This window comes from Kitasatospora sp. Xyl93 (genome assembly GCF_055383135.1).
This window is the reverse complement of the sequence record NZ_AP029186.1, coordinates 47,045-70,093: the sequence shown is the minus strand read 5'-3', so window position 1 is coordinate 70,093 and position 23,049 is coordinate 47,045. Positions and strand designations below refer to the sequence as shown.

The 23,049-nt window shown below is 77.4% G+C and carries 3 protein-coding genes and 3 pseudogenes; all 6 read left to right on the top strand.

The genetic code is table 11. The features are described 5' to 3' along the window. Positions 1–66: 66 nt before the first annotated feature. Positions 67–1,785: pseudogene (locus ACZ5GH_RS38610) on the top strand (condensation domain-containing protein); the annotation flags it as partial. A gap of 94 nt (positions 1,786–1,879) precedes the next feature. Next, positions 1,880–2,512, top strand: a complete 633-nt coding sequence (locus ACZ5GH_RS38605; protein WP_464336974.1) for an AMP-binding protein — start codon at positions 1,880–1,882, stop codon at positions 2,510–2,512. A 41-nt stretch (positions 2,513–2,553) separates the two neighbouring features. Beyond that, the gene (locus ACZ5GH_RS38600; protein WP_464336973.1) at positions 2,554–3,129 is read left to right on the top strand and encodes a phosphopantetheine-binding protein; all 576 of its coding nucleotides are present in this window, start codon (positions 2,554–2,556) and stop codon (positions 3,127–3,129) included. A gap of 273 nt (positions 3,130–3,402) precedes the next feature. Beyond that, positions 3,403–3,693, top strand: a pseudogene (locus ACZ5GH_RS38595) (condensation domain-containing protein); the annotation flags it as partial. Positions 3,694–3,766: 73 nt separating this feature from the next. Then, positions 3,767–4,159, top strand: a pseudogene (locus ACZ5GH_RS38590) (condensation domain-containing protein); the annotation flags it as partial. Between the two features lie 61 nt (positions 4,160–4,220). Continuing rightward, on the top strand, positions 4,221–22,985 hold the full coding sequence (locus tag ACZ5GH_RS38585; RefSeq protein WP_464337021.1) for a non-ribosomal peptide synthase/polyketide synthase: 18,765 nt from the start codon (positions 4,221–4,223) through the stop codon (positions 22,983–22,985). Positions 22,986–23,049 lie beyond the last annotated feature (64 nt).

Here is a 23,049-nt window from a genome sequence, read left to right as displayed (position 1 = left end):
ACGGCCTGGACGAGGCCGAACACGGCCTGTACGTGGAGCAGATCACCTTCGTCCTGGACGGCGCCCGTGACCCGGGCCTGCTGGCCGCCGCCTGGCAGCACGTCGTCGACCGCACCCCCGGTGCTGCGCACCTCGGTGGTGCTGCGCGACGTACCGGTGCCGCTCCAGGTGGTCCACCGGCACGCGGTGCTCCCGGTCACCGAGCACGACTGGAGCGGCCTCACCGAGGCCCGGCGCGCGGCCCGGCTGGAGGAACTGCTCGCCGACCGGCGGGCCCGGCCGCTGGACCTGGACCGCGCCCCGCTGCTGCGGCTCGACCTGATCCGGCTCGGGCCGGACGCGGTCCGCGTCGTCTGGGCCTTCCACCACGTGCTGCTGGACGGCTGGAGCGTCTTCCACGTCCTCGGGGACGTGCTCGCCGCCCACGCCGCGCTCGCCCGGGGCGAACGGCCGGCCCTGCCCGAGCGCCGGCCCTTCGCGGACTACGTCGGCTGGCTCGCCGCCCGCGACACCGGCGCCGCCGTCGAGCACTGGCGCGGTGTGCTGGCCGACCTCACCGCCCCCCACCGCGCTGCCCTACGACCGCCGGCCCCGCCCCGGGCGACACCGCCCGCTCCGGGGCAGTGGCTCTCGCACCGGCTGGACGCGGCCGAAACCGAGCGGCTCCAGGAGTTCGCCCCGCCGCCACCGCCCTCACCCTCAACACCGTGGTGCAGGGCCGCCTGGGCGCTGCTGCTGTCGCGCTGGAGCGGCGAGCGGCGGGTCTGCTTCGGCACCACCGTCTCCGGCCGGCCCGCCGACCTGGCCGGCTCCGACGGCATCGTCGGCCTGTTCATCACCACCCTGCCCGCCCGGGTCACCGTCGACGGTGCCCGGCCCTGCGCCGACTGGCTGCGCACCCTCCAGGAGGAGCAGGCCGAGGACCGCCGGTTCGACCACCTGCCGCTGGCGCGGATGCACGGGGCTGAGCCGGGTCCCGCCGGGCACCGAGCTGTTCGACAGCCTGGTGGTCTTCGAGAACTACCCGGTCGGCGACGCCACGGCCGGCGCGCACGGCCTGCGGGTGCGCGAACTGGACGCCCGGGAGGCCACCAACCTACCCGCTCACCGTGGGTCGTCTCGCCCGGCGAGCGGCTCGCCGTGGAACTCGGCCACGACCCGCGCTTCCTCGACCGGGAGACCGCCGGGCGCCTCGCCGACCAGCTGCTGCACACCCTGTCCGCGCTGGCCGCCTCTGGCGGCAACCACCCGGCTGGACGAGCTCGACGTTGCTGCCGCCAGGCGAACGGGAGCGGCTGCTGCGCGGCCCCCGCCCGACCGGCGACCGCCCCGGTGCCCCCGGCGACCCTGCCCGCCCTGGTCGAGGCCGCCGCCGACCGGTGGCCGCAGGCCGTCGCGCTGAGCGCCGCCGACCGGCAGCTGACCTACGCCGAGGCCGAGGCGCACGCCAACCGGCTGGCCCACCGGCTGATCGCGCGCGGAGCCCGCCCCGGGGAGACCGTCGCCCTGCTGCTGCCCCGCTCGGCCGACACGGTGCTCGCCGAACTCGCGGTGGCCAAGACCGGCGCCGCCTTCCTGCCCGTCGACCCGCACCACCCCGAGGAGCGCATCGAGGCGATGCTGCGCGACGCGGCGCCCGCGCTGACCCTGGACGCCAAGGAGGTCGCCGAACTCCTGGCCGCCGACCCGGCCGGCGCCCCCGGCCACCGCCCCACCGACGCCGACCGCGGCCGCCCGCTCGACCCGGACGACCCGGCCTACGTCATCTTCACCTCCGGCTCCACCGGCACCCCCAAGGGCGTCGTGGTCACCCACCGCGGCCTCGCGGCCTTCGCCGCCGCCGAGGCCGAGCACTACCGGCTCGCCCCCCGGCGACCGGGTGCTGGCCTTCGCCACCCCCAGCTTCGACGCCTCGGTGCTGGAACTGTGCCTGGCCCTGCCGCACGGCGCCCGGCTGGTGGTGCCCGAGCCCGGCCCGCTGCTCGGCGCCCAACTGGCCGGGCTGCTCCGGGCGGAGCGGATCACCCACACCCTGCTGCCGCCCGCCGCCCTCGCCACGCTGCCCGCCGACACCCCCGGCAGCCTGCCCGCGCTGAAGACCCTGATCGTCGGCGCGGAGGCCTGCGGCGCCGACCTGGTCGCCCGCTGGGCCCCGCACCACCGCATGGTCAACTCCTACGGCCCCACCGAGGCCACCGTGGTCGCCACCTGGTCCGCGCCGCTGACCGCGGACGGCGCCGCCCCGCCGATCGGCCGCCCGCTGCCCGGCACCGGCGCGTACGTCCTGGACGCCCGGCTGCGGCCGGTGCCCGACGGCGTCCCCGGCGAGCTGTGGCTGAGCGGACCGGCCCTGGCCCGCGGCTACCTCGGCCGCCCCCGGCCTGACCGCCGCCCGCTTCACCGCCGACCCGTACGGGCCGCCCGGCAGCCGGATGTACCGCACCGGGGACCTGGTGCGCCGCGACCCGCCACGGCGAACTGCACTACCTGGGCCGCACCGACCACCAGCTGAAACTGCGCGGCCACCGGATCGAGGCGGGCGAGGTGGAGGCCGTGCTGACGCGCCACCCGGCCGTGCTGGACGCCGTGGTGAGCGTCCGGGAGGACGAGCCCGGGCTGCCCCGGCTGGTCGCCCACCTGCTGGCGGCCCCCGGCACCGAGCCGCCGACCGGCGCCGAACTGCGCGCCCTGGCCGCCCGCTCGCTGCCCGGCCACATGGTCCCCGCCGCCTTCGCGGTGCTGGAGAGCTTCCCGCTCACCGCGAGCGGCAAGACCGACCGGGCGGCCCTGCCCGCCCCCGGCCCCGGCGAGGCCGAACCGGCCGGACGGGTCGAACCCCGCACCCCCACCGAGGAGGCGGTGGCGGAGATCTGGGCCGCGGCCCTGCACACCGCCGTCGGCGCCACCGACGACTTCTTCCAGCTGGGCGGCGACTCCGTGCGCGCCCTGCTGATCGCCTCCCGGGCCAACGATGCCTTCGGCGTCACGCTCACCCCCCCGCGACGTACTGGTCTCCCGCACCGTGGCCGCCCTGGCGGACCTGGTGGAGGACCTGGTGCTGAGCGAACTCGAAGCCGCCGCGCTGGGCGGACCCGACGAAGCCGCCGCCTCCGGCAGCCCCGACGATGACGAACGGTGAGGAGCCGACCATGACGCCTTCGACGCCTCCGACACCCTCGACGCCCTCGAAGCGGGACCGCGCCGCCGCGCTGCCCGCCGACCTGCGCGAGGCCCTGCGGCAACGGCTGGCCGGCCGGGCCGGCGGCACCGGGGCCGCCGCCGAGCGGGCCATCCCGCGCGCCGACCGCGGCCGCCCGCTGCCGCCCTCCTTCGTCCAGCAGCGGCTCTGGTTCCTGGACCGGCTGCGCCCCCGGCGACCCGCGCTACAACAGCGCCGTCGCCCTGCGGTTCACCGGACCGCTGGACCGCGCGGCGCTGGCCGCGGCGCTGACCACCGTGGTCGCCCGCCACGAGGCGCTGCGCACCGTCTTCGCGGAGCACGACGGCCGGCCGGTGCAGACCGTCGAGCCGGCCGGGCCGGTGGAGCTGCCGGTCCTGGCCCCGGCCGCGGGGGAGGGCCTGGACGACGTCCTGCTCCGGGAGTACTCCCGGCCCTTCGACCTCGCCCGGGGGCCGCTGCTGCGCGCCCTGCTGGTCGCCGAGGCGGAGCACTCCCACGTGCTCCAGCTGACCGCCCACCACATCGTCACCGACGGCTGGTCGATGGGCGTCGTCCTGGACGAACTGCGCACCGCCCTACGACGCCCTGGCCCGCGGCGCCGAGCCGCGGCTGCCCGAGGTCGCCACCCAGTACCCGGACTTCGCGCTCTGGCAGCGCGAACAGCTCTCCGGCGACCGGCTGGAGCGCCAACTCGCCCACTGGCGGGAGAAGCTGGCCGGCGCCGTGCCGCCCGAACTGCCGCTGGACCACCCCCGGCGCGGCGAGGAGGCCGGCCCCGGCGGCCTGCACGCCTTCACCGTCCCCGCGCCGCTCACCGCCCGGCTGCGCGAGCTCGCGGCCGAACGGCAGGGCACCCTCAACACCGCGCTGGTGGCCGGCACCCAGGCGCTGCTGGCCCGCTGGTCCGGCCGACCGGACGTCACCGTCGGCACGCTGATGGCCGGGCGCTCCCGCACCGAGCTGGAACGGGCCGTCGGCTGCTTCGTCAACACGGTGGTGCTGCGCACCCGGGTGGAGCCCGACGGCTCCTTCCGCGACCCTGCTCGCGGCCGCCACCGAGACCGGCAACGACGCCCTCGCGCACGGCGACACGCCCTTCGAACGGCTCGTCGAGGCGGTCGGCGCGCCCCGCGAGGCAGGCCGCAACCCGCTGTTCGACGTCCTGGTGCTGCTGCACCCCGCGCCGCCCGCGGCCGGCGACCCGCAGGGCCTCGCCACCGCCCCGGTCACCGTGCCCCGGCAGGCCGCCACCTTCGACCTCAGCGTGGAGTTCGTCCCCGACGGCGAGGCGCTCGCCGGCGTCCTGGAGTACCGCGCCGACCTCTTCGACGCGCCCACCGCCCGCCGGATGGCCGACCAGCTGCTGCGGCTGCTGGAGGGCGCCGCCGCCGAACCGGACCGCCCGCTCGCCACCCTGCCGCTGCTCTCCGCGAGCGGGACCGCGCAGGTCACCCGGGAGTGGAACGCCACCGAGCTGCCCGTCGAGGCCGTCAGCCTCCCCGAACTGTTCCGCCGCCGGGCCGCCCTGACCCCGCACGCCCCGGCCCTGGTCGCCGGGGACGAGCGGCTCGACCACGCCACCCTCGACGCCCGCGCCGAACGGCTCGCCCGCCACCTCGCCGCCCGCGGCGCCGGCCCCGAGCGGCTGGTCGCGCTGCGGCTGCCGCGCACCGCCGACCTGGTGGTGGCCGTCCTCGCGGTCTGGAAGGCCGGCGCCGGCTACCTGCCGCTGGACCCGGCGCTGCCCGAGGAACGCGTCCGCCGACTGCTGGAGGACGCCCGCCCGGCCCTGCTGCTGGACGAGGAGACGCTGCGGGCCCTGCCGGACACCGACCCGCAGGACGCCGGCCCGCTCGCCCCGCCGGACCTGTCGACCACCGCGTACGTGCTTTACACCTCCGGCTCCACCGGCCGCCCCAAGGGCGTCACCGTCCCCCACGGCGCTCTGACCCACCTGCTCGCCGCCCACCGGGCCGGCTTCGTCGCCGACGCCGGCGGCGGGCCGCTGAACGTCGCGCTGACCGCCTCGTTCTCCTTCGACACCTCGCTGGAGGGCGTGCTGCTGCTGGCCGACGGCCACCCGCTGCACCTGGTCGACGAGACCACCCGGATGGACCCGGCCGCCCTGGTCGGGTACGTCGTGCGCCACCGGATCGACTTCCTCGACCTCACCCCCTCCTACCTGCGCCAACTGCTGCCCGCCGGGCTGCTCGACGACCCCCGCCACCGCCCCCGGGTGCTGATGCTCGGCGGCGAGGCGGTCACGCCCCGGCTCTGGCGCGAACTCGCCGCCCGCCCCGAGGTGGCCGCCTACAACTACTACGGCCCCACCGAGTGCACCGTCGACGCGCTCGCCTGCCGGATCGACGACGGCGACCGGCCGCTGGTGGGCCGCCCGCTGCCCAACGTCCGCGCCTACGTCCTGGACGGGCGGCTCCAGCCGGTGCCGCCCGGGGTGAGCGGCGAACTCCACCTGGCCGGCGAGCAGGTCGCCCGCGGCTACGCCGGCCGCCCCGGCCTGACCGCCGCCCGCTTCACCGCCGACCCGTACGGCCCGCCCGGCAGCCGGATGTACCGCACCGGCGACCTGGCCCGCTGGACCGCCGACGGGCGCCTGGAGTACCTCGGGCGCGCCGACGACCAGGTCAAGGTGCGCGGCCACCGGATCGAACCCGGCGAGGTCGAGGCCGCCCTGCTCGACCTGCCGGAGGTCGCCGGAGCCGCCGTCCTCGCCGTACCCGACGCCCGGGGACACCACCGGCTGGCCGCCTACCTGGTGTTCGCCGACGGCGCCGCCCGTCCCGCCGCCGACCTGCGCGCGGCCCTGCGCCGGGTGCTGCCCGACCACCTGGTGCCGTCCTCCTTCACCGTGCTGGACACGCTGCCGCTCACCACCAGCGGCAAGCTGGACCGGCGCGCCCTGCCGGCCCCCGAAGTCGACGTCCGGGATGGGGAGTTCATCGCCCCGCGGACCCCCGAGGAGGAGACCCTCGCCGCCGTCTGGGCCGAGGTGCTGGGCGTGCCGAGAGTGGGCGTCACCGACAACTTCTTCGAACTCGGCGGCGACTCGATCCTGAGCATCCAGGCCGTCTCCCGGGCCCGCGCCGCGGGCCTGCGGATCGCGTCCCAGGACGTCTTCCGCCACCAGACCGTCGCCGACCTCGCCGCCGCGGCCCGCACCACGGCGGCGCCCGCCACCGCCGAACCGCGGCACCAGGCCGGGCCCGCCCCGCTCACCCCGGTCCAGGAGTGGTTCCTCGCCGCCCACGGCCCGCTGCGCCACTTCACCATGTCGATGCTGCTCGACCTGCCGTACCGGCTCGACGAGGACGCCCTGGAACGGGCGCTGGCCGCGGTGGTAGCCGCCCACCCCGCGCTGCGCACCCGCTTCACCCGCACCGGGGCCGCCTGGCGACAGGAACCGGTCGCGGACGCCGGAGGGCTGCTCGCCGTCCTCGAACCGGGCGCGGACCGGACCGGGGCCGCCGAGGCCGCCCGCGCCGCACTGGACCCGGCCACCGGCACCCTGCTGCGCGCCGTCCTGTTCCGGCCCGCCGCCGACGCCCGGCCCCAGCTCCTCCTGACCGCCCACCACCTCGCCGTGGACAGCGTCTCCTGGCGGGTGCTGCTCGCCGACCTGGAGCGGGCCTACCGGCAGGCCGCCGAGGGCGCCGCCCCCGACCTGGCGCCCGAGCCCACCGCGTTCACCGACTGGGCCCACCGGCTCGCCGAACTGGTCCGGGCCGGCGGCCTGGACCAGGACCTGCCGTACTGGACCGCCGAGACCGGCACCCCCGCCGAGCCGCTGCCCGTCGACCTGCCCGGCACCCCCACCGCCGGCTCGGTGCGCACCCTGCGCACCCGGCTCGACCGGGCCACCACCGAGGCGCTGCTGCGCAAGGTCCCCGAGGTCTACCGCACCCAGGTCAACGACGTGCTGCTCAGCGCCCTGGGCCGGGCCCTCGCCGACTGGACCGGCACCGGGCGGGTCACCGTCGCCCTGGAGGGCCACGGCCGCGAGGAGCTGTTCGACGACCTCGACCTCTCCCGCACCGTCGGCTGGTTCACCACCCAGTACCCCGTCACCCTCGCCCCGGCCGGCCCGGCCGACGCCCCCGACTGGGCCGCCACCCTCAAGCAGACCAAGGAACGGCTGCGCGCCGTGCCCCGCCGCGGCCTCGGCTACGAGGCCCTCGCCCGGCTCGGCTCGCCCGCCCCCGGCGCCGCGGCCCTGCGGGACGTCCCGCTGCCGCAGGTCTGCTTCAACTACCACGGGCAGTGGACCGCCCCCGCCGGCGGCGACTTCGCCCCCGCCGGCGAGGCCCCGGGCCGGGACCTCGCCCCGGACGAACCGCTGGACCACCTGCTCGACGTCTCCGCCGTCGTCGCCGACGGCGAGCTGGAACTCACCTGGCACTACAGCGACCGGACGCACCGGGAGGACACCGTCCGGGCCCTGGCCCTGGCCACCACCACCGCGCTGGGCGCCATCGTCGAGCACTGCGCCCGCCCCGGCGCCGGCGGCCGCACCCCCTCCGACTTCCCGCTGGCCGGCCTCGACCAGGCCGCGCTGGACCGGCTCGTCGGCGACGGCCGGGACGTGACGGACCTGCTGCCGCTCACCCCGCTCCAGGAGGGCATGCTCTTCCACCGGCTGGTCGGCGGCCCCGACGACGTCTACCTGGACCAGGCCGCCCTGCTGCTGGAGGGCGTCGCCGACCCGCAGGCCCTGGCCCTGGCCTGGCAGCGGGTCGCCGACCGGACGCCCGCGCTGCGCACCTCGGTGGTCTGGGAGGGCGTCCCCGCCCCGCTCCAGGTGGTCCGCCGGAGCGTCCGGCTGCCGGTGACCCACCTCGACCTGCGGGACGCCGACCCGGCCGAACGCGCCGAACGGCTGGCCCGGCTGTGCGCCGACGACCTCGCGCTCGGCCTGGACATCGCCACCGCCCCGCTCACCCGGCTCACCCTGGTCCGGCTGCCCGAGGCCCGGCTCCAGCTGCTGTGGACCTCCCACCACCTGGTCCTGGACGGCTGGAGCCTCGCCCAGGTGCTCACCGACGTGTTCGCCGAGTACGCGGCGCTCACCACCGGCGGCGCGCCCGCCCCGGCGGTGCGCCGCCCCTTCGCCGACTACGTGCGCTGGCTGGCCGAGCAGGACACCGGGGCCGCCCGCGCCCACTGGCGGCAGGTCCTGGACGGCTTCGCCACCGCCACCCCGCTGCCCGCCGACCGGGTCCGCCGCGAGGCTCACCGGGCCCGCTCGGCCGGCGTCCACAGCGCCGCGCTGTCCGAGCGGGTGTCCGAGCGGCTCGCCCGCACCGCCCGGAGCTCCGGGCTGACCCTCGGCACCGTGGTGCAGGGCGCCTGGGCGCTGCTGCTGTCCCGTTACAGCGGCGAGCCGGACGTGCTGTTCGGCACCACCGTCTCCGGCCGGCCCGAGGAACTGCCCGGCGTCGAGTCGATGATCGGCATGTTCATCAACACCCTGCCCACCAGGGTCCGGGTGGACGGCGACCGCACCGCCGCCGACTGGCTGCGGGAACTCCAGGAGGCGCAGGCCGAGGCCCGCCGGCACTCGGCGGTCTCGCTCGCCGAACTCACCGGATTCAGCGACGTCCCGTCCGGAAGCGCGCTGTTCGACAGCATCGTCGCCTTCGAGAACTACCCCTTCGACGACGCCGGAGCCGCCGGCACCGGGGTGCGCCTGGCCGAGGTCTCCTCCCGGGACGCCACCAACTTCCCGCTGGTGCTGCGCGCCCACCAGGGCGGGCAGCTCGGCTTCGACCTCGGCTACGACCCGGAACTGTTCGACGCCGAGACCGTGAGCGCCCTCGCCGAGCGGCTCCGCCTGCTGCTCACCGAGCTGGCCGACGGGCTGGAGCGCCCGCTGCGCGCACTGGCCTGGACCACCGCCGAGGAGCGGCGCCGCCTGCTGGTCGACTGGAACGGCACCGCCCAGGGCCGGCCCGGGCACACCCTGGTCGAGCTGTTCGAGGCGCAGGCCGCCCGCACCCCGCGGGCCGAGGCCGTCACCTGCGGCGAGGAGCACCTGGACTACGCCGAACTGGACGCCCGCGCCGACCGGCTCGCCCACCGGCTGGCCGAGCTCGGCGCCGCCCCCGAACGCTACGTCGCCCTCGCGCTGCCCCGCACCGCCGACCTGGTGGTGGCCGTCCTCGCCGTCCTCAAGACCGGCGCCGCCTACCTGCCGCTCGACCCGGGCCTGCCCGCCGGACGCCGGGACGAACTGCTGCGCGACGCCGCCCCGGTGGCCCTGGTGACCCTGACGGAGCCGGCCGGCGTGGACGTCCCCGTCCTCGCCCTGGCCGACCCGGGGGTGCGCGCCGACCTGGCCCGCCGCCCGGCCGGCCCGCTCGGGCCCGGCCACCGCCCGCTGCCCGAGAGCCCCGCCTACGCCATCTTCACCTCCGGCTCCACCGGCCGCCCCAAGGGCGTCGTGGTGCCGCACGCCAACGTGGTGCGGCTGTTCGAGCGGACCCGGGAACTGTTCGGCTTCGGCGCCGAGGACGTCTGGACGCTCTTCCACTCCTACACCTTCGACTTCTCGGTCTGGGAGCTCTGGGGCCCGCTGCTGCACGGCGGCCGGCTCGTGGTGGTGCCCGAGGACACCGCCCGCTCCCCGGAGGACCTCCTGCGGCTGCTCGCCGACGAGCGGGTCACCGTCCTCAACCAGACCCCGTCCGCGTTCCACCAGCTGGCCCGCGCCGACGCCCAGCACCCGGACGTCTCCGGCAGGCTGGCGCTGCGCACGGTGGTCTTCGGCGGCGAGGCGCTGGACGTCACCCGGCTCGCCGACTGGTACCGGCGCCACCCCGAGGACTCACCGCGCCTGGTGAACATGTACGGCATCACCGAGACCACCGTGCACGTCACCCACACCGCGCTGGACCGGCGCACCGCCGCCGCCGGCGGCCCCGGCCCGATCGGCACCGGCATCGCCGACCTGCGGCTGTACGTGCTCGACGGCGACCTCGCCCCGGTGCCCCCCGGCGCGGTCGGCGAACTGTACGTGGCGGGCGAGGGCCTGGCCCGCGGCTACCTCAACCGGCCCGGCCTGACCGCCACCCGCTTCCTCGCCGACCCGTTCGGCGCCCCCGGCACCCGGATGTACCGCACCGGCGACAAGGCCCGCTGGCAGGCCGACGGCACCCTGCGCTACCTGGGCCGGGCCGACCAGCAGGTCAAGATCCGCGGCTACCGGATCGAACCCGGCGAGATCGAGGCCGCCCTCCAGACCCACCCGGGCGTGGCCCTGGCCACCGTCGGCGTCCACGAGGACGCCGCCGGCACCCGCCGGCTGGTGGCCCACGTGGTCGGCCGGGACCCGGCGCGGGCCCCGTCCGCCGCCGAGCTGCGCGCCCACCTGGAACGGCTGCTGCCCGCCTACCTGGTGCCCGCCGCCTACGTCCCGCTGGCCGCCCTGCCGCTCACCCCCAACGGCAAGCTCGACCGGCGCGCCCTGCCGCTGCCCGGCCCGGACGGCTACGCGGCCGGCCGCGAGCGCACCGCGCCCCGCACCCCCGCCGAGCGGCTGGTCGCCGAGGCCTGGACGGAGGTCCTGGACACCGACGGGATCGGCGCCGAGGACGACTTCTTCGCCCTCGGCGGGGACTCCATCCTCGCCGTGCGGGTCACCGCCCGGCTGCGCGCCGCCTTCGGCTCCGCTGACCTCTCGCCCCGGCTGCTGTTCACCCACCCGGTGCTCGCCGACCTCGCCGAGACGCTCGGCGCACCGGGCCCGGAGACCGTACCGGCCGTCATCCCCGCCGCCGACCCGGGCACCGAGCCGCCGCTCTCCCACGCCCAGCAGCGGCTCTGGTTCCTCGACCGCTTCGAACCCGGAAGCACCGAGTACACCGCGCTGTCCGTGCTGCGGCTGCGCGGCCCCCTCGACCGGGCCGCGCTGGGCGGCGCGCTGGACGCCCTGGTCGAACGGCACGAGGCGCTGCGGACGTGCTACGCCGAGCGGGACGGCCGGGCCCGCCAGGTGGTGCACCCGCCGCACCCCGTCGCGCTGCCCTGCGAGGACGTCCGGCCGCAGGACCTGGACGCCCTGCTGGAGCGGATCGCCGCCACCCCCTTCGACCTCGCCGAAGGCCCGGTGCTGCGCGCCCACCTCGCCCGCACGGCCGCCGACGAGCACGTCCTCGCCCTGGCCGTGCACCACATCGCCACCGACGGCTGGTCGATGGGCGTCCTGGGCCGCGACCTCGGCGAGCTGTACGCGGCCGCCGTCGAAGGGCGCCGGCCGCGGCTGCCCGCCCTGCCCGTCCGGTACACCGACTACGCGGCCTGGCAGCGCTCCCGCACCGCCGCCGCCGAGGCCGACCTCGACCACTGGCGCCGGACGCTGGACGGCCTGACCCCGCTGGAACTGCCCACCGACCGGCCGCGCCCGGCGGTGCGCACCCGGCAGGGCGCGCTGGTCACCTTCACGCTGACCGCCGGGCTGACCGCCCGGCTGCGCGAGCGCGGCCGGGAGGCCGACGGCACCCTCTACACCGTCCTGCTGGCCGCCTGCCAGGTGCTGCTGGCTCGCTGGTCCGGGCAGCGGGACATCGCCGTCGGCACCGTCACCTCCGGCCGCGAGCAGGGCGAACTCCACGACGTGGTCGGCATGTTCGTCAACACCCTGGTGCTGCGCGGCGACATCCGCCCCGAACTGTCCTTCCACGAGCTGCTGACCGCCGCGCAGCGCACCGTGCTGGACGCCCTCGCCCACCAGGAGGTGCCCTTCGAACGGCTGGTGGACGCCCTCCAGCCGGAGCGCGACACCAGCCGCACCCCGCTGTTCCAGGTGATGGTGGCGCTGCACAACCTCGGCGCCGAGGCGCCCCGGCTGCCCGGCCTGACGGTGGAACCCGTCACCCCGCCGGTCCGCAACGCCACCTTCGACCTCTCCTTCGACTTCGCCGAGCACGACGGAGGCCTGACCGGCTACCTGGAGTACGACACCGGGCTGTTCGACGCGCGCACCGCAGAGCAGCTGGCCGACCGGCTGACCACCCTGCTGGCCGCCGCCGCCGAGGCGCCCGGAACGGCCGTCGGGGCGCTGCCGCTGATGACCGGGGAGGAGCGGCGGCAGGTGCTGCGCCAGGGCCGGGGCGAGCCGCTGCCCGTACCGGACACCACCTTCACCGCCCTGTTCGAGGCCCAGGCCGCCCGCACCCCGGACGCCACCGCGGTGGTCGCCCGGGACGCCGCCCTGGACTTCGCCGCCCTCAACGCCCGGGCCAACCGGCTCGCCCGCCACCTGGCCGCCCTCGGCGCCGGCCCGGAGCAGGTGGTCGCGGTCCGGCTGCCGCGCACCTCGGAGCTGCTGGTCGCCCTGTTCGGGGTGCTGAAGGCCGGCGCCGTCCTCCAGTTCGTCGACCCGGACCTGCCCGAGGAGCGGGCCGCCCTGCTGCTCGACGACACCCGGCCGCGCACCGTGCTGACCGAGCGGGCGCTGCGCGAGGTGCCGTGGGAGGAGCTGCCCGGCCACGACCTGACCGACGCCGAGCGGACGTCGCCGCTGCTGCCCCGGCACGCCGCCTACCTGATCCACACCTCCGGCTCCACCGGCCGCCCCAAGGGCGTGGTCGTCGAACACCGCCAGCTGGTCAACCTCGCCCACGACCACCGGGAGGAGCTGCTCGCCCCGCACACCGCCGACGGGGCCCGGCTGCGGATCGCGCTCAGCGCCTCCTTCTCCTTCGACACCAGCTGGGAGGGCCCGCTGCTGCTGGCCTTCGGGCAGGAGCTCCACCTGATCGACGAGGACGTCCGACTGGACCCGCAGGCTTTCTGCGCGACGATCGTCGACCAGCGGCTCGACCTGGTCAACGTCACCCCGTCCTACCTGCGCGAACTCACCGCCGCCGGGCTGCTCGCGCCCGCCCCGCACCACCCGCGGCTGCTGCTGGTCGGCGGCGAGGCCGTGCCCGCCGCCGTCTGGCGCGAACTGGCCGCGGCCCGGGCCGGGCTCGGGATCACCGCCTACAACGTGTACGGCCCCACCGAGTGCACCGTCGACGCCGCCTACACCCGCTGCGCGGACCACCCCGAGCGCCCGGTGATCGGGCGGCCGGGCCGCAACCTCGGCGCGTACGTGCTGGACGGCGCGCTGCGCCCGGTGCCGCCCGGCATGCCGGGGGAGCTGTACCTGACCGGGGCGCAGGTCGCCCGCGGCTACCTCGGCCGGCCCGGACTGACCGCCGCCCGCTTCCTCGCCGACCCGTACGGCCCGCCCGGCGCCCGGATGTACCGCACCGGCGACCTGGCCCGCTGGGACGCGCAGGGGCAGCTGGAGTTCCTCGGCCGGGCCGACGCCCAGGTCAAGATCCGCGGCTTCCGGATCGAGCCCGGCGAGGTGGAGGCCGCGCTGCTGACCCACCCCGGCGTCGCGGACTGCGCCGTCGCCGCCCGCGAGCAGGGCGGGCGGACCCTGCTGGTCGGCTACCCCGTGCCGGCCGGCGACCGGGTGCCGCCCGCCGAGGAGCTGCGGGCCTGGCTGCGGCGCACCCTGCCCGACCACCTGGTGCCCACCGCCTTCGTCCCGCTGGCCCGCATCCCGCGCACCACCGGCGGCAAGACCGACCGCCGCGCCCTGCCCGCCCCGCCCGCCCAGCCGGACCGCACCACCCCGTACGTGGCACCGCGCCCCGGCACCGAGGAGCGGCTCGCCGCGATCTGGGCCGAGGTGCTGGGCGTGCCGCGGGTCGGCGCCCGGGACAACTTCTTCGCGCTCGGCGGCGACTCCATCCTCAGCATCCAGATCGTCTCCCGGGCCCGCTCCGCCGGGCTCGCCCTCACCACCAAGGACGTCTTCCGCTACCAGAACATCGCCGAACTCGCCCTGTGCGCGGGGGAGTCCGCGCAGTCCCCGGAGGGCCGGGAGGCCGAGCCCACCGAGGCGCCGCTCACCCCGATCCAGCACTGGTACCTCGACGGCCGCCGGCCCGGCGAGGCGCTGCGCTTCACCATGACCCAGCGGCTGGCGCTGGCCCCCGGCACCGACCCCGCCGCCCTGCACCGGGCGGTGCTGGCCCTGGTGGAGCACCACCCGGCGCTGCGCACCCGGTTCCGCCACGGCGCGACGGGCTGGCACCAGGAGGTCCTGGCCCAGGCGCCGGACGGCGCCTTCACCCACCACCGGGCCGGCTCCGAGGCCGAACTGCAGCAGGCCGTCGAGCGGGCCCAGCGCTCCCTCGACCCGGTCGAGGGCCGGATGCTGCGGGCCCTCCACTTCGACGGCGGCGAGCAGCAGCCGGCCCAGCTCGTCCTGACCGTCCACCACCTGGCCGTGGACGGCGTCTCCTGGCGCATCCTGCTGGCCGACCTCGAAGCGGCCCACCGCGCCGCCCGCACCGGCGCACCCGTCCGGCTGCCGGAGCCGGGCACCTCCTACGCCCGGTGGGCCACCCGGCTGGAACGGCACACCCGCTCCGGCGCCCTGGACGGCGACACCGCCTACTGGACCCGCACCGGCCGGGCCCCGGCCGACCTGCCGTCCGGGCGGCCCGGTCCCAACACCCACGGCACCGCCGCCACCGTCACCGTGACGCTGGACGAGCCGACCACCGCGGCGCTGCTGCGCCGGGTCCCGGAGACCTACCGCACCCAGGTCAACGACGTCCTGCTCAGCGCCCTGGGCCGCACCCTGGCCCGCTGGTGCGGCCGGGACACCGTGCTGATCGGGGTGGAGGGCCACGGCCGCGAGGACCTCTTCGCCGACCAGGACCTCTCCCGGACGGTCGGCTGGTTCACCGCCGAGTTCCCGCTCGCCCTGCGCGTCGACCCGCAGGCCGGCTGGCACGACACCCTGCGCTCGGTCAAGGAGCAGCTGCGCGCCGTCCCGCTGCGCGGCCTCAGCCACGGCGCCCTGCGCCACCTGCGCCCGTCCGCCCTGCCGGCCGACGCGGCCGCTCCGCAGGTCGGCTTCAACTACCACGGCCAGTGGGACACCGGCACCGGCGCCGACGGGCTGCTGCGCGGCTCGCTGCCCCCGGCCGGTCGGGACACCGACCCCGACGAGCCCCGCCCGTACCTGCTGGACGTCGTCGGCGCGGTCCAGGACGGCCGGCTCGAACTGGGCTGGACCTACCCCGCGGCCCGCTACGAGGAAGCCACCGTCCGCGCCCTCGCCGAGCAGACGCTCCAGGCGCTGCGCGAGCTGGCCGAGCACTGCGCGGCCCCCGGCGCCGGCGGCCGCACCCCGTCCGACTTCCCGCTGGCCGGCCTCGACCAGCGGCAGCTGGACCGCCTGGTCGGCGACGGCCGCGACACCGAGGACGTGCTGCCGCTGACCCCCCTGCAGTCCGGCATGCTCTTCCACGGCCTGGTCGACGAGGACGGCGCCTACGTGGACCGGATCGCCGTACGGCTGGCCGGCGTCGCCGACCCGGCGGCCTTCGCCGAAGCCTGGCAGCTGGTCGCCGACCGCACCCCGGCGCTGCGCACCGCCGTGCACTGGCGCGGCCTGCCGCACCCCGTCCAGCTGGTCGCCCGCCGCGCCGCGCTGCCCGTCCGCCACCTGGACTGGCGCGGGCTGACGCCCGGACAGCGGGCCGCGGAGACCGAACGGCTGCTCGCCGAGGAGCGCGCCGCCGGGATGGACCTCGGCACCGCGCCGCTCACCCGCCTGGCGCTGGCCGCGCTGCCAGGCGACGAGGTGCTGCTGCTCTGGTCCACCCACCACCTGATCCTGGACGGCTGGAGCACCGGACAGCTGCTCACCGAGGTGTGCGAGGAGTACGCCGCGCTGACCGGCGGACCGCAGGCGCCCCGCCCGGTGCGGCGCCCGTTCGCGGACTTCCTGGCCTGGCTGCGCGAGCAGGACGGGCAGGCCGCCGAGGACCACTGGAGCGCCGCCCTGGCCGGGTTCACCGAACGGACCGCGCTGCCCTACGACCGCCGGCCCGCCGGAGCCCACCGGGCCCGCTCCACCGCCGCCGTCCACCGCACCCTCGACGAGGCGCTCTCCGCCCGGCTGCGGGAGAACGCCGCCGCCGCCGGACTGACCGTCAACACCCTGGTCGAGGGGGCGTGGGCGCTGCTGCTGGGCCGCTACGGCGGCACCGGGGACGTGGTCTTCGGCACCACAGTCTCCGGGCGGCCGGCCGAACTGCCCGGCGTCGAGACGATGATCGGCCTGTTCATCAACACCGTGCCGGCCCGGGTCCGGCTGCCCGCCCGCGGCGCCGTGGCGCCCTGGCTGCGCGAGCTCCAGGACCGGCAGAGCGACGCCCGCCGCCACGACCACCTGGCGCTGCCCCGGATCCAGGCCCTGAGCGAACTCCCCGCCGGGGAACCGCTGTTCGACAGCATGCTGGTGTTCGAGAACTATCCCGTCGACGAGTCGGCCGCGAACCGCACCGGGGTGCGGGTGGCCGAGGTGCGCGCCGACGACGCCACCACCTTCCCGTGGTGCCTGCGCGCCCACCTGGCCGGGCAGCTCGCCTTCGACCTGGCGTACGACCCCGCGCTCTTCGACCGGCGCACCGCCCAGGACGCCGCCGACCGCCTCGCCCTGCTGCTCACCGCCCTCGCCGACGGCCTGGACGGCGACCTCGCCGCGCTGGACCCCCTCACCCCGGCCGACCGCGAGCTGCTGGCCTCCTGGCAGGCCACCGCCCGCCCGCCGGCGCCGCGCAGCCCGCTGGCGGTCCTCGCCGAGCAGGTCCGCCGCACCCCCGACGCCCCCGCCGTGCGCGAGGGCGGGCGCGAACTGAGCTACCGCGGCCTCGACGAGTGGTCCGACCGGCTGGCCGCCCGGCTGCTCGCCGACGGCCTCGCCCCCGAGGACCGGGTCGCCCTGGCGATGGACCGCGGCACCGAACTCGTCGTCGCCCAGCTGGCCGTCCTCAAGGCGGGCGGCGCCTACCTGCCCGTCGACCGGCGCGCCCCCGAGGAGCGCCGCCGCGCGCTGCTCGACCGGGCCGGCGCGAAGGTGCTGCTCACCGCCGACCAGGTCGCCGCCGCACAGGACCACCCGGCCGGCCCCGGCCTGCCGCCCGCCGACCCCGACCGGCTGGCGTACGTGATGTACACCTCCGGCTCCACCGGCGAGCCCAAGGCCGTCGCCGTGCGGCACCGCGACGTGGCCTCGCTCGCCACCGACAGCCGCTTCACCGGCGGCCGCTGCGACCGGGTGCTGCTGCACTCGCCGGTCGCCTTCGACGCCGCCACCTTCGAGGTGTGGGCGCCGCTGCTGAACGGCGGCTGCGTCCTGGTCGCCCCCGACGGGCCGGTGGGCGCCGCGCTGCTGCGCCGGCTCGCCGGACCGGACGGGCCGACGGCGCTCTGGCTCACCGCCGGGCTCTTCCGGCTGCTCGCCCAGGACGCGCCGGACTGCTTCACCGGGCTGCGGGCCCTGTGGACCGGCGGGGACGTGGTGCCCGCCGCCGCCGTGCGCCGCGTCCTGGCGGCCTGCCCCGGGCTGACCGTGGTGGACGGCTACGGGCCCACCGAGACCACCACCTTCGCCACCGCCCACGCCCTCCCGGACGCCGCCGCGGTGCCCGACAGCGTCCCGATCGGCCGCCCGCTGGACGACCGGCGGGTGCACGTCCTGGACCAGCGGCTGCGGCCCGTCCCGCCGGGCTGCGCCGGGGAGCTCTACCTGGCCGGCGAGGGCGTCGCCCGCGGCTACCTCGGCCGCCCCGGCGCCACCGCCGCCCGCTTCCTCGCCGACCCCGCCGGCCCGCCCGGCGCCCGGATGTACCGCACCGGGGACGTCGCCCGGCGCCGCCCCGACGGCACCGTGGAGTTCCTCGGCCGCGCCGACGACCAGGTGAAGATCCGCGGCTTCCGGGTCGAGCCCGCCGAGGTCGAGTCCGCCCTCGCCGCCCATCCGGGGGTCGCCGACGTCGCCGTGGTGGTCCGAGAGGACCGGCCCGGCGCCCGCCGGCTGGTCGCCTACCCGGTCGGCGCCGTCGACCCCGGGGAGCTGCTGGCCTTCGCCGCCCGCACCCTGCCCGACTACCTCGTCCCGGCCGCCGTCGTCCCGCTCGCCGCCCTCCCGCTGAGCCGCAACGGCAAGGTCGACCGGTCCGCCCTGCCCGCGCCGGAACAGCGGCCCGGCGGCGAACGCCGCGCCCGGACCGAACCGCGCACCGCGGCCGAGCGCCGCACCGCCGAGGTCTTCGCCGAGGTCCTCGGCATCCGCCCGCCCGGCATCGACGAGGGCTTCTTCGACCTGGGCGGCGACTCCATCCTCAGCATCCGGCTCACCGCCCGGCTCGCCGACGCCTTCGGCACCGACCTCGGCCCCCGCGCGGTCTTCGACCACCCCACCCCGGCCGGCCTGGCCCGGCTGCTCACCGAGGCGCCCGCCGCCCCGGCCCGCCCGCCGGTGCGCCCGGTGGCCCGCGACGGCGCGGCCCCGATGTCCTACGCCCAGCAACGCCTCTGGTTCCTGGAGCAGCTGGCGCCCGACAGCGCCGAACACGTCGCACTCGCCCTGCGGCTGCGCGGCACCCTCGACCGCGCCGCCCTCGGCGCCGCCCTGACCGCCCTGACGGCCCGGCACGAGGCGCTGCGCACCACCTTCGACAGCGTCGACGGCCACGGCGTCCAGTACGTCCACCCGCCACGGGCCGTACCGCTGCCGCTGCACGACCTCTCCGCACGGCCCGCGGAGGAACGGCCGCGGGCCCTGCGCGAACTGCTCGCCGCCGAACGCGCCCGCCCCTTCGACCTGCGCCGCGGACCGCTGCTGCGCGCCGCGCTGGTCCGGCTGTCCGACGGCGACCACGCGCTCGCGCTGACCCTGCACCACATGGTCACCGACGGGTGGTCCACCGGCGTGCTGCTCGCCGACCTCGCCCACCTCTACCGCGCCGAACTCGGCACCGCGCAGGCCCCGTTGGCGCCGCTGCCGGTGCAGTACGCCGACTACGCCCACTGGCAGCGCACCGACGGGGCCACCGCCGACGGGCAACTCGACTACTGGAGGAGCCGACTGGCCGGCCTGGCACCCCTGCGGCTGCCCACCGACCGGCCCCGGCCCGCGGTGCGCACCGGCAACGGCGCCACCGTCCGGCTGGAGCTGCCCGCCGACACCGCCCGCCGGCTGGCCGAGGTCGGCCGGGAACGCGGCGCCACCCTGTTCACCACCCTGGTCGCCGCCGCCCAGGCCTACCTGGCCCGGCTCGCCGGGGACACCGACATCGCCGTCGGCACCATCACCTCCGGCCGCCACCGGCCCGAGGTCCAGCAGCTGGTCGGATTCTTCGTCAACACCCTGGTGCTGCGCTCCCGGGTCGAGCCCGGGCAGCCCTTCGACGCCCTCCTCGGCGAGGTGCGGCAGACCGTCCTGGACGCCTTCGCCCACCAGGACGTGCCCTTCGAGAAGGTGGTCGACGCGGTCCAGCCGGAGCGCGACACCAGCCGCAGCCCGCTCTTCCAGGTCCACGTGGTGCTCCAGAACGCCCCGTCCGGCGAAGTCGACCTGCCGGGCCTCGACGTGACCGGCATCGAGACCGACACCCTCCGGACGGTCTTCGACCTCGTGCTGGAGTTCGTCGAGGCCGCGGACGGCGCGCTGCACGGCTTGGTCACCTACAGCACCGACCTGTTCGACCCGGCCACCGTCGAACGGATGGCGGCCCAGCTCACCACCCTGCTGACCGCCGTCGCCCGGGATCCGGGATGCGCCGTCGGCGCGCTGCCGCTGGCCGGGGCGGAGGAGCCCGCCGCCGAACCGGCCGGGGGCTTGCGCCCGGTGCCCGAGGCGACCCTGTCCGAGCTGTTCGAGCGCCGGGCCGCCGCCACCCCCGAGGCGCCGGCGCTGCTCGACGGCGACCGGACGCTCTCCTACGCCGAACTGGACCGGGCCGCCAACCGGCTGGCCCACCACCTGATCGGGCGCGGCGTCGGACCGGAGCGGCTGGTCGCCCTCGCCCTGCCCCGCTCGGCCGCCATGACGGTCGCCCAGCTCGCCGTCACCAAGGCCGGCGGCGCCTTCCTCCCGGTCGACCCGGACTACCCGGCACCCCGCCGGGAGTTCATGGTCCGCGACGCCGGCGCCCACCTGGTGCTCGACGACCCGGCCCGGGTCTGGGCCGCCGAAGGACCGGACACCCCGCCCACCGACGCCGACCGCCGCGCCCCGCTCACCCCCGCCCACCCCGCCTACGCGATCTACACCTCCGGCTCCACCGGCACCCCCAAGGGCGTCCTGGTCACCCACGCCGGCCTCGCCGTCTTCGCGGCGGCCGCCGCCGAGCAGTACGCCGTCGGCCCCGGCGACCGGGTCCTCCAGTTCGCCTCGCCCAGCTTCGACGCCTCCGTACTGGAGCTGTGCATCTCCCTGCTCTCCGGAGCCGCCCTGGTCACCGGCGAGCAGGGCCCGCTGGTCGGCGAACGGCTCGCCGAGGTGCTGACCGCACGCCGGATCAGCCACACCCTGATCCCCCCGGCGGCCCTCGCCACCGTGGAACCGGGGACGGCCGCCGCCCTGCCCGGGCTGCGCACCCTGGTGGTGGGCGCCGAGGCCTGCCCCGCCGACCTGGTCGACACCTGGGCCCCCGGCCGACGGATGATCAACTCCTACGGCCCCACCGAGGCCACCGTCGTCGCCACCTGGACCGGCCCGCTCGCCCCCGGCACCGGCAGCCCCGCCATCGGCCGCCCCAGCGGCGCCACCCGCGCCTACGTCCTGGACACCGCCCTGCGGCCGGTACCGCCCGGCATCACCGGCGAGCTCTACCTGGCCGGCCCCGGCCTCGCCCGCGGCTACCTCGGCCGCCCGGGCCTCACCGCCCAGCGCTTCCTGCCCGACCCGTACGGCCCGCCCGGCGAGCGGATGTACCGCACCGGCGACCTCGCCCGCCGCGAGGCCGACGGCGTGCTGCGCTTCGCCGGACGCGCCGACGAACAGGTCAAGCTGCGCGGCCACCGGATCGAACCGGGGGAGATCGAGAGCGCCCTGCGCCGCAGCCCCCTGGTGCGCGACGCCGCCGTCACCGTCCGCACCGACGGCCCCTCCGGCGGCCGGCTCGTCGGCTACGTCGTCCCCGCGGACCCCGCCGCCGGCGCACCCGCCCTCGAACTCCGGCTCCATCTCGGCGAGTTCCTGCCACCGCAGCTCGTCCCCTCGGCCTTCGTCGCGGTGGACCGGCTCCCGCTCACCCCCAACGGCAAGCTCGACCGGCGGGCCCTGCCCGACCCCGGCCCGGCCCAGGCCCCGGCCGGCCCCGGCCGGGCCCCGGAGACCGACCTCGAACGCCGGATCGCCCGGATCTGGGCGGACGTCCTCGGCCTCGACCAGGTCGGCGCCGACGACAACTTCTTCCTGCTCGGCGGCGACTCCATCCTCAGCATGCAGGTGGTCTCCCGGCTGCGCCGGGACGGCCTCCACCTGGCCACCCGGGACCTGTTCAGCCACCAGACCGTCGCCGCACTGGCCACCGTCGTCCGCACCGCCGCCGAACCCGCGGACGACGGCCCGGTGACCGGCGACGTACCGCTCACCCCCATCCAGGAGTGGTTCCTCACCACCCCGCGCGCCGCCCACCACCACTTCAACCAGTCCACCCTGCTCGAACTCACCGCCGACCCCGACCCCCGGGCGCTGCGCGCCGCCCTCTATGCCCTGCTGGAGCACCACGACGGCCTGCGGATGCGCTTCACCCGCGACGAGGCCGGCTGGCACCAGTTCAACCCGCCGCCCGCCCCCGTCGAGGACCTCCTGTCCCGCTACGACCTGACCGGCCAGGACACCGAGGCCGCCGACGCGGCCATGGCCAAGGCCGCCGACGAACTGCACGCCGGCTTCGACCTCGCCCACGGACCGCTGCTGCGCGCCGCCCTGTTCACCGGCCACCCCGACCACCCGGCACTGCTGCTCCTGGTCGCCCACCACCTGGTCGTCGACGCCGTCTCCTGGCGGGTGCTGCGCGACGACCTGGACAGCGCCCACCGGCAGGCCGTCCGCGGTGGGGCGATCACCCTGGGGGAGCGCACCACCTCCTTCCGGGACTGGGCGCACCGGCTCGCGGCGCATGTCGCCGAGGGCGGCCTGGACCACGAACTCCCGTACTGGGAGCAGGCGGTGGGTGCCCGTGCGGCCCTGCCGGGCGGCCCGGCCGGCCCCGGCGACGGCGGGAGCGCGGCGGTCACCGTCGAACTCGACGAGGCGGACACCGAGGCGCTGCTGCGCGCCGCCCCCGCCGCCTACCGCACCCGGGTCAACGACGTGCTGCTGGCCGCCCTCGCCCTCGCCCTGGCCCGCTGGAGCGGCCGGCCGCGGGTCGCCCTCGACCTGGAGGGGCACGGCCGGGAGGACCTGCTCGACGGCGTCGACCTGTCCCGTACGGTCGGCTGGTTCACCACCGTCCACCCCGTCGCCTTCGACGTCCCCGACCCCGCGGACCTCGGCCCGGACCGCGACTGGCGCGCCCTGGTGAAGACCGTCCGCCGGCAGCTGCGCGCGGTGCCCGGCAACGGCCTGGGCTTCGGCGCCCTGCGGACCTTCGGCAGCGCCGAGGTCCGCGAGCGGCTCGCCGCCGGCGGGCACGGCCAGGTGGTCTTCAACTACCTCGGCCAGTGGGACTCGCGGCCCGAGAGTGCCGCAGACGGCCTGGTCCGCGCCGAACTCGGCTCCTTCGGCCAGGACCACGACCCCCGGGACGGCGGCTCCCACCCGCTGGAGGTGGTCGGCGCGGCCCAGCACGGACGCCTCGCCTTCACCTGGCACCACCGGCCCGCCGTCCACACCACCGAGGCCGTCCGCCGGGCCGCCGAGGACTTCGCCGCCGCCCTGCGGTGGATCGCCCGGCACGCCCGGGAAGGACGGTGAGCGAACCCTCACCCGCCACGACCGACCGACCGACCGACACGACCTCACCGACGATGACGAAGGA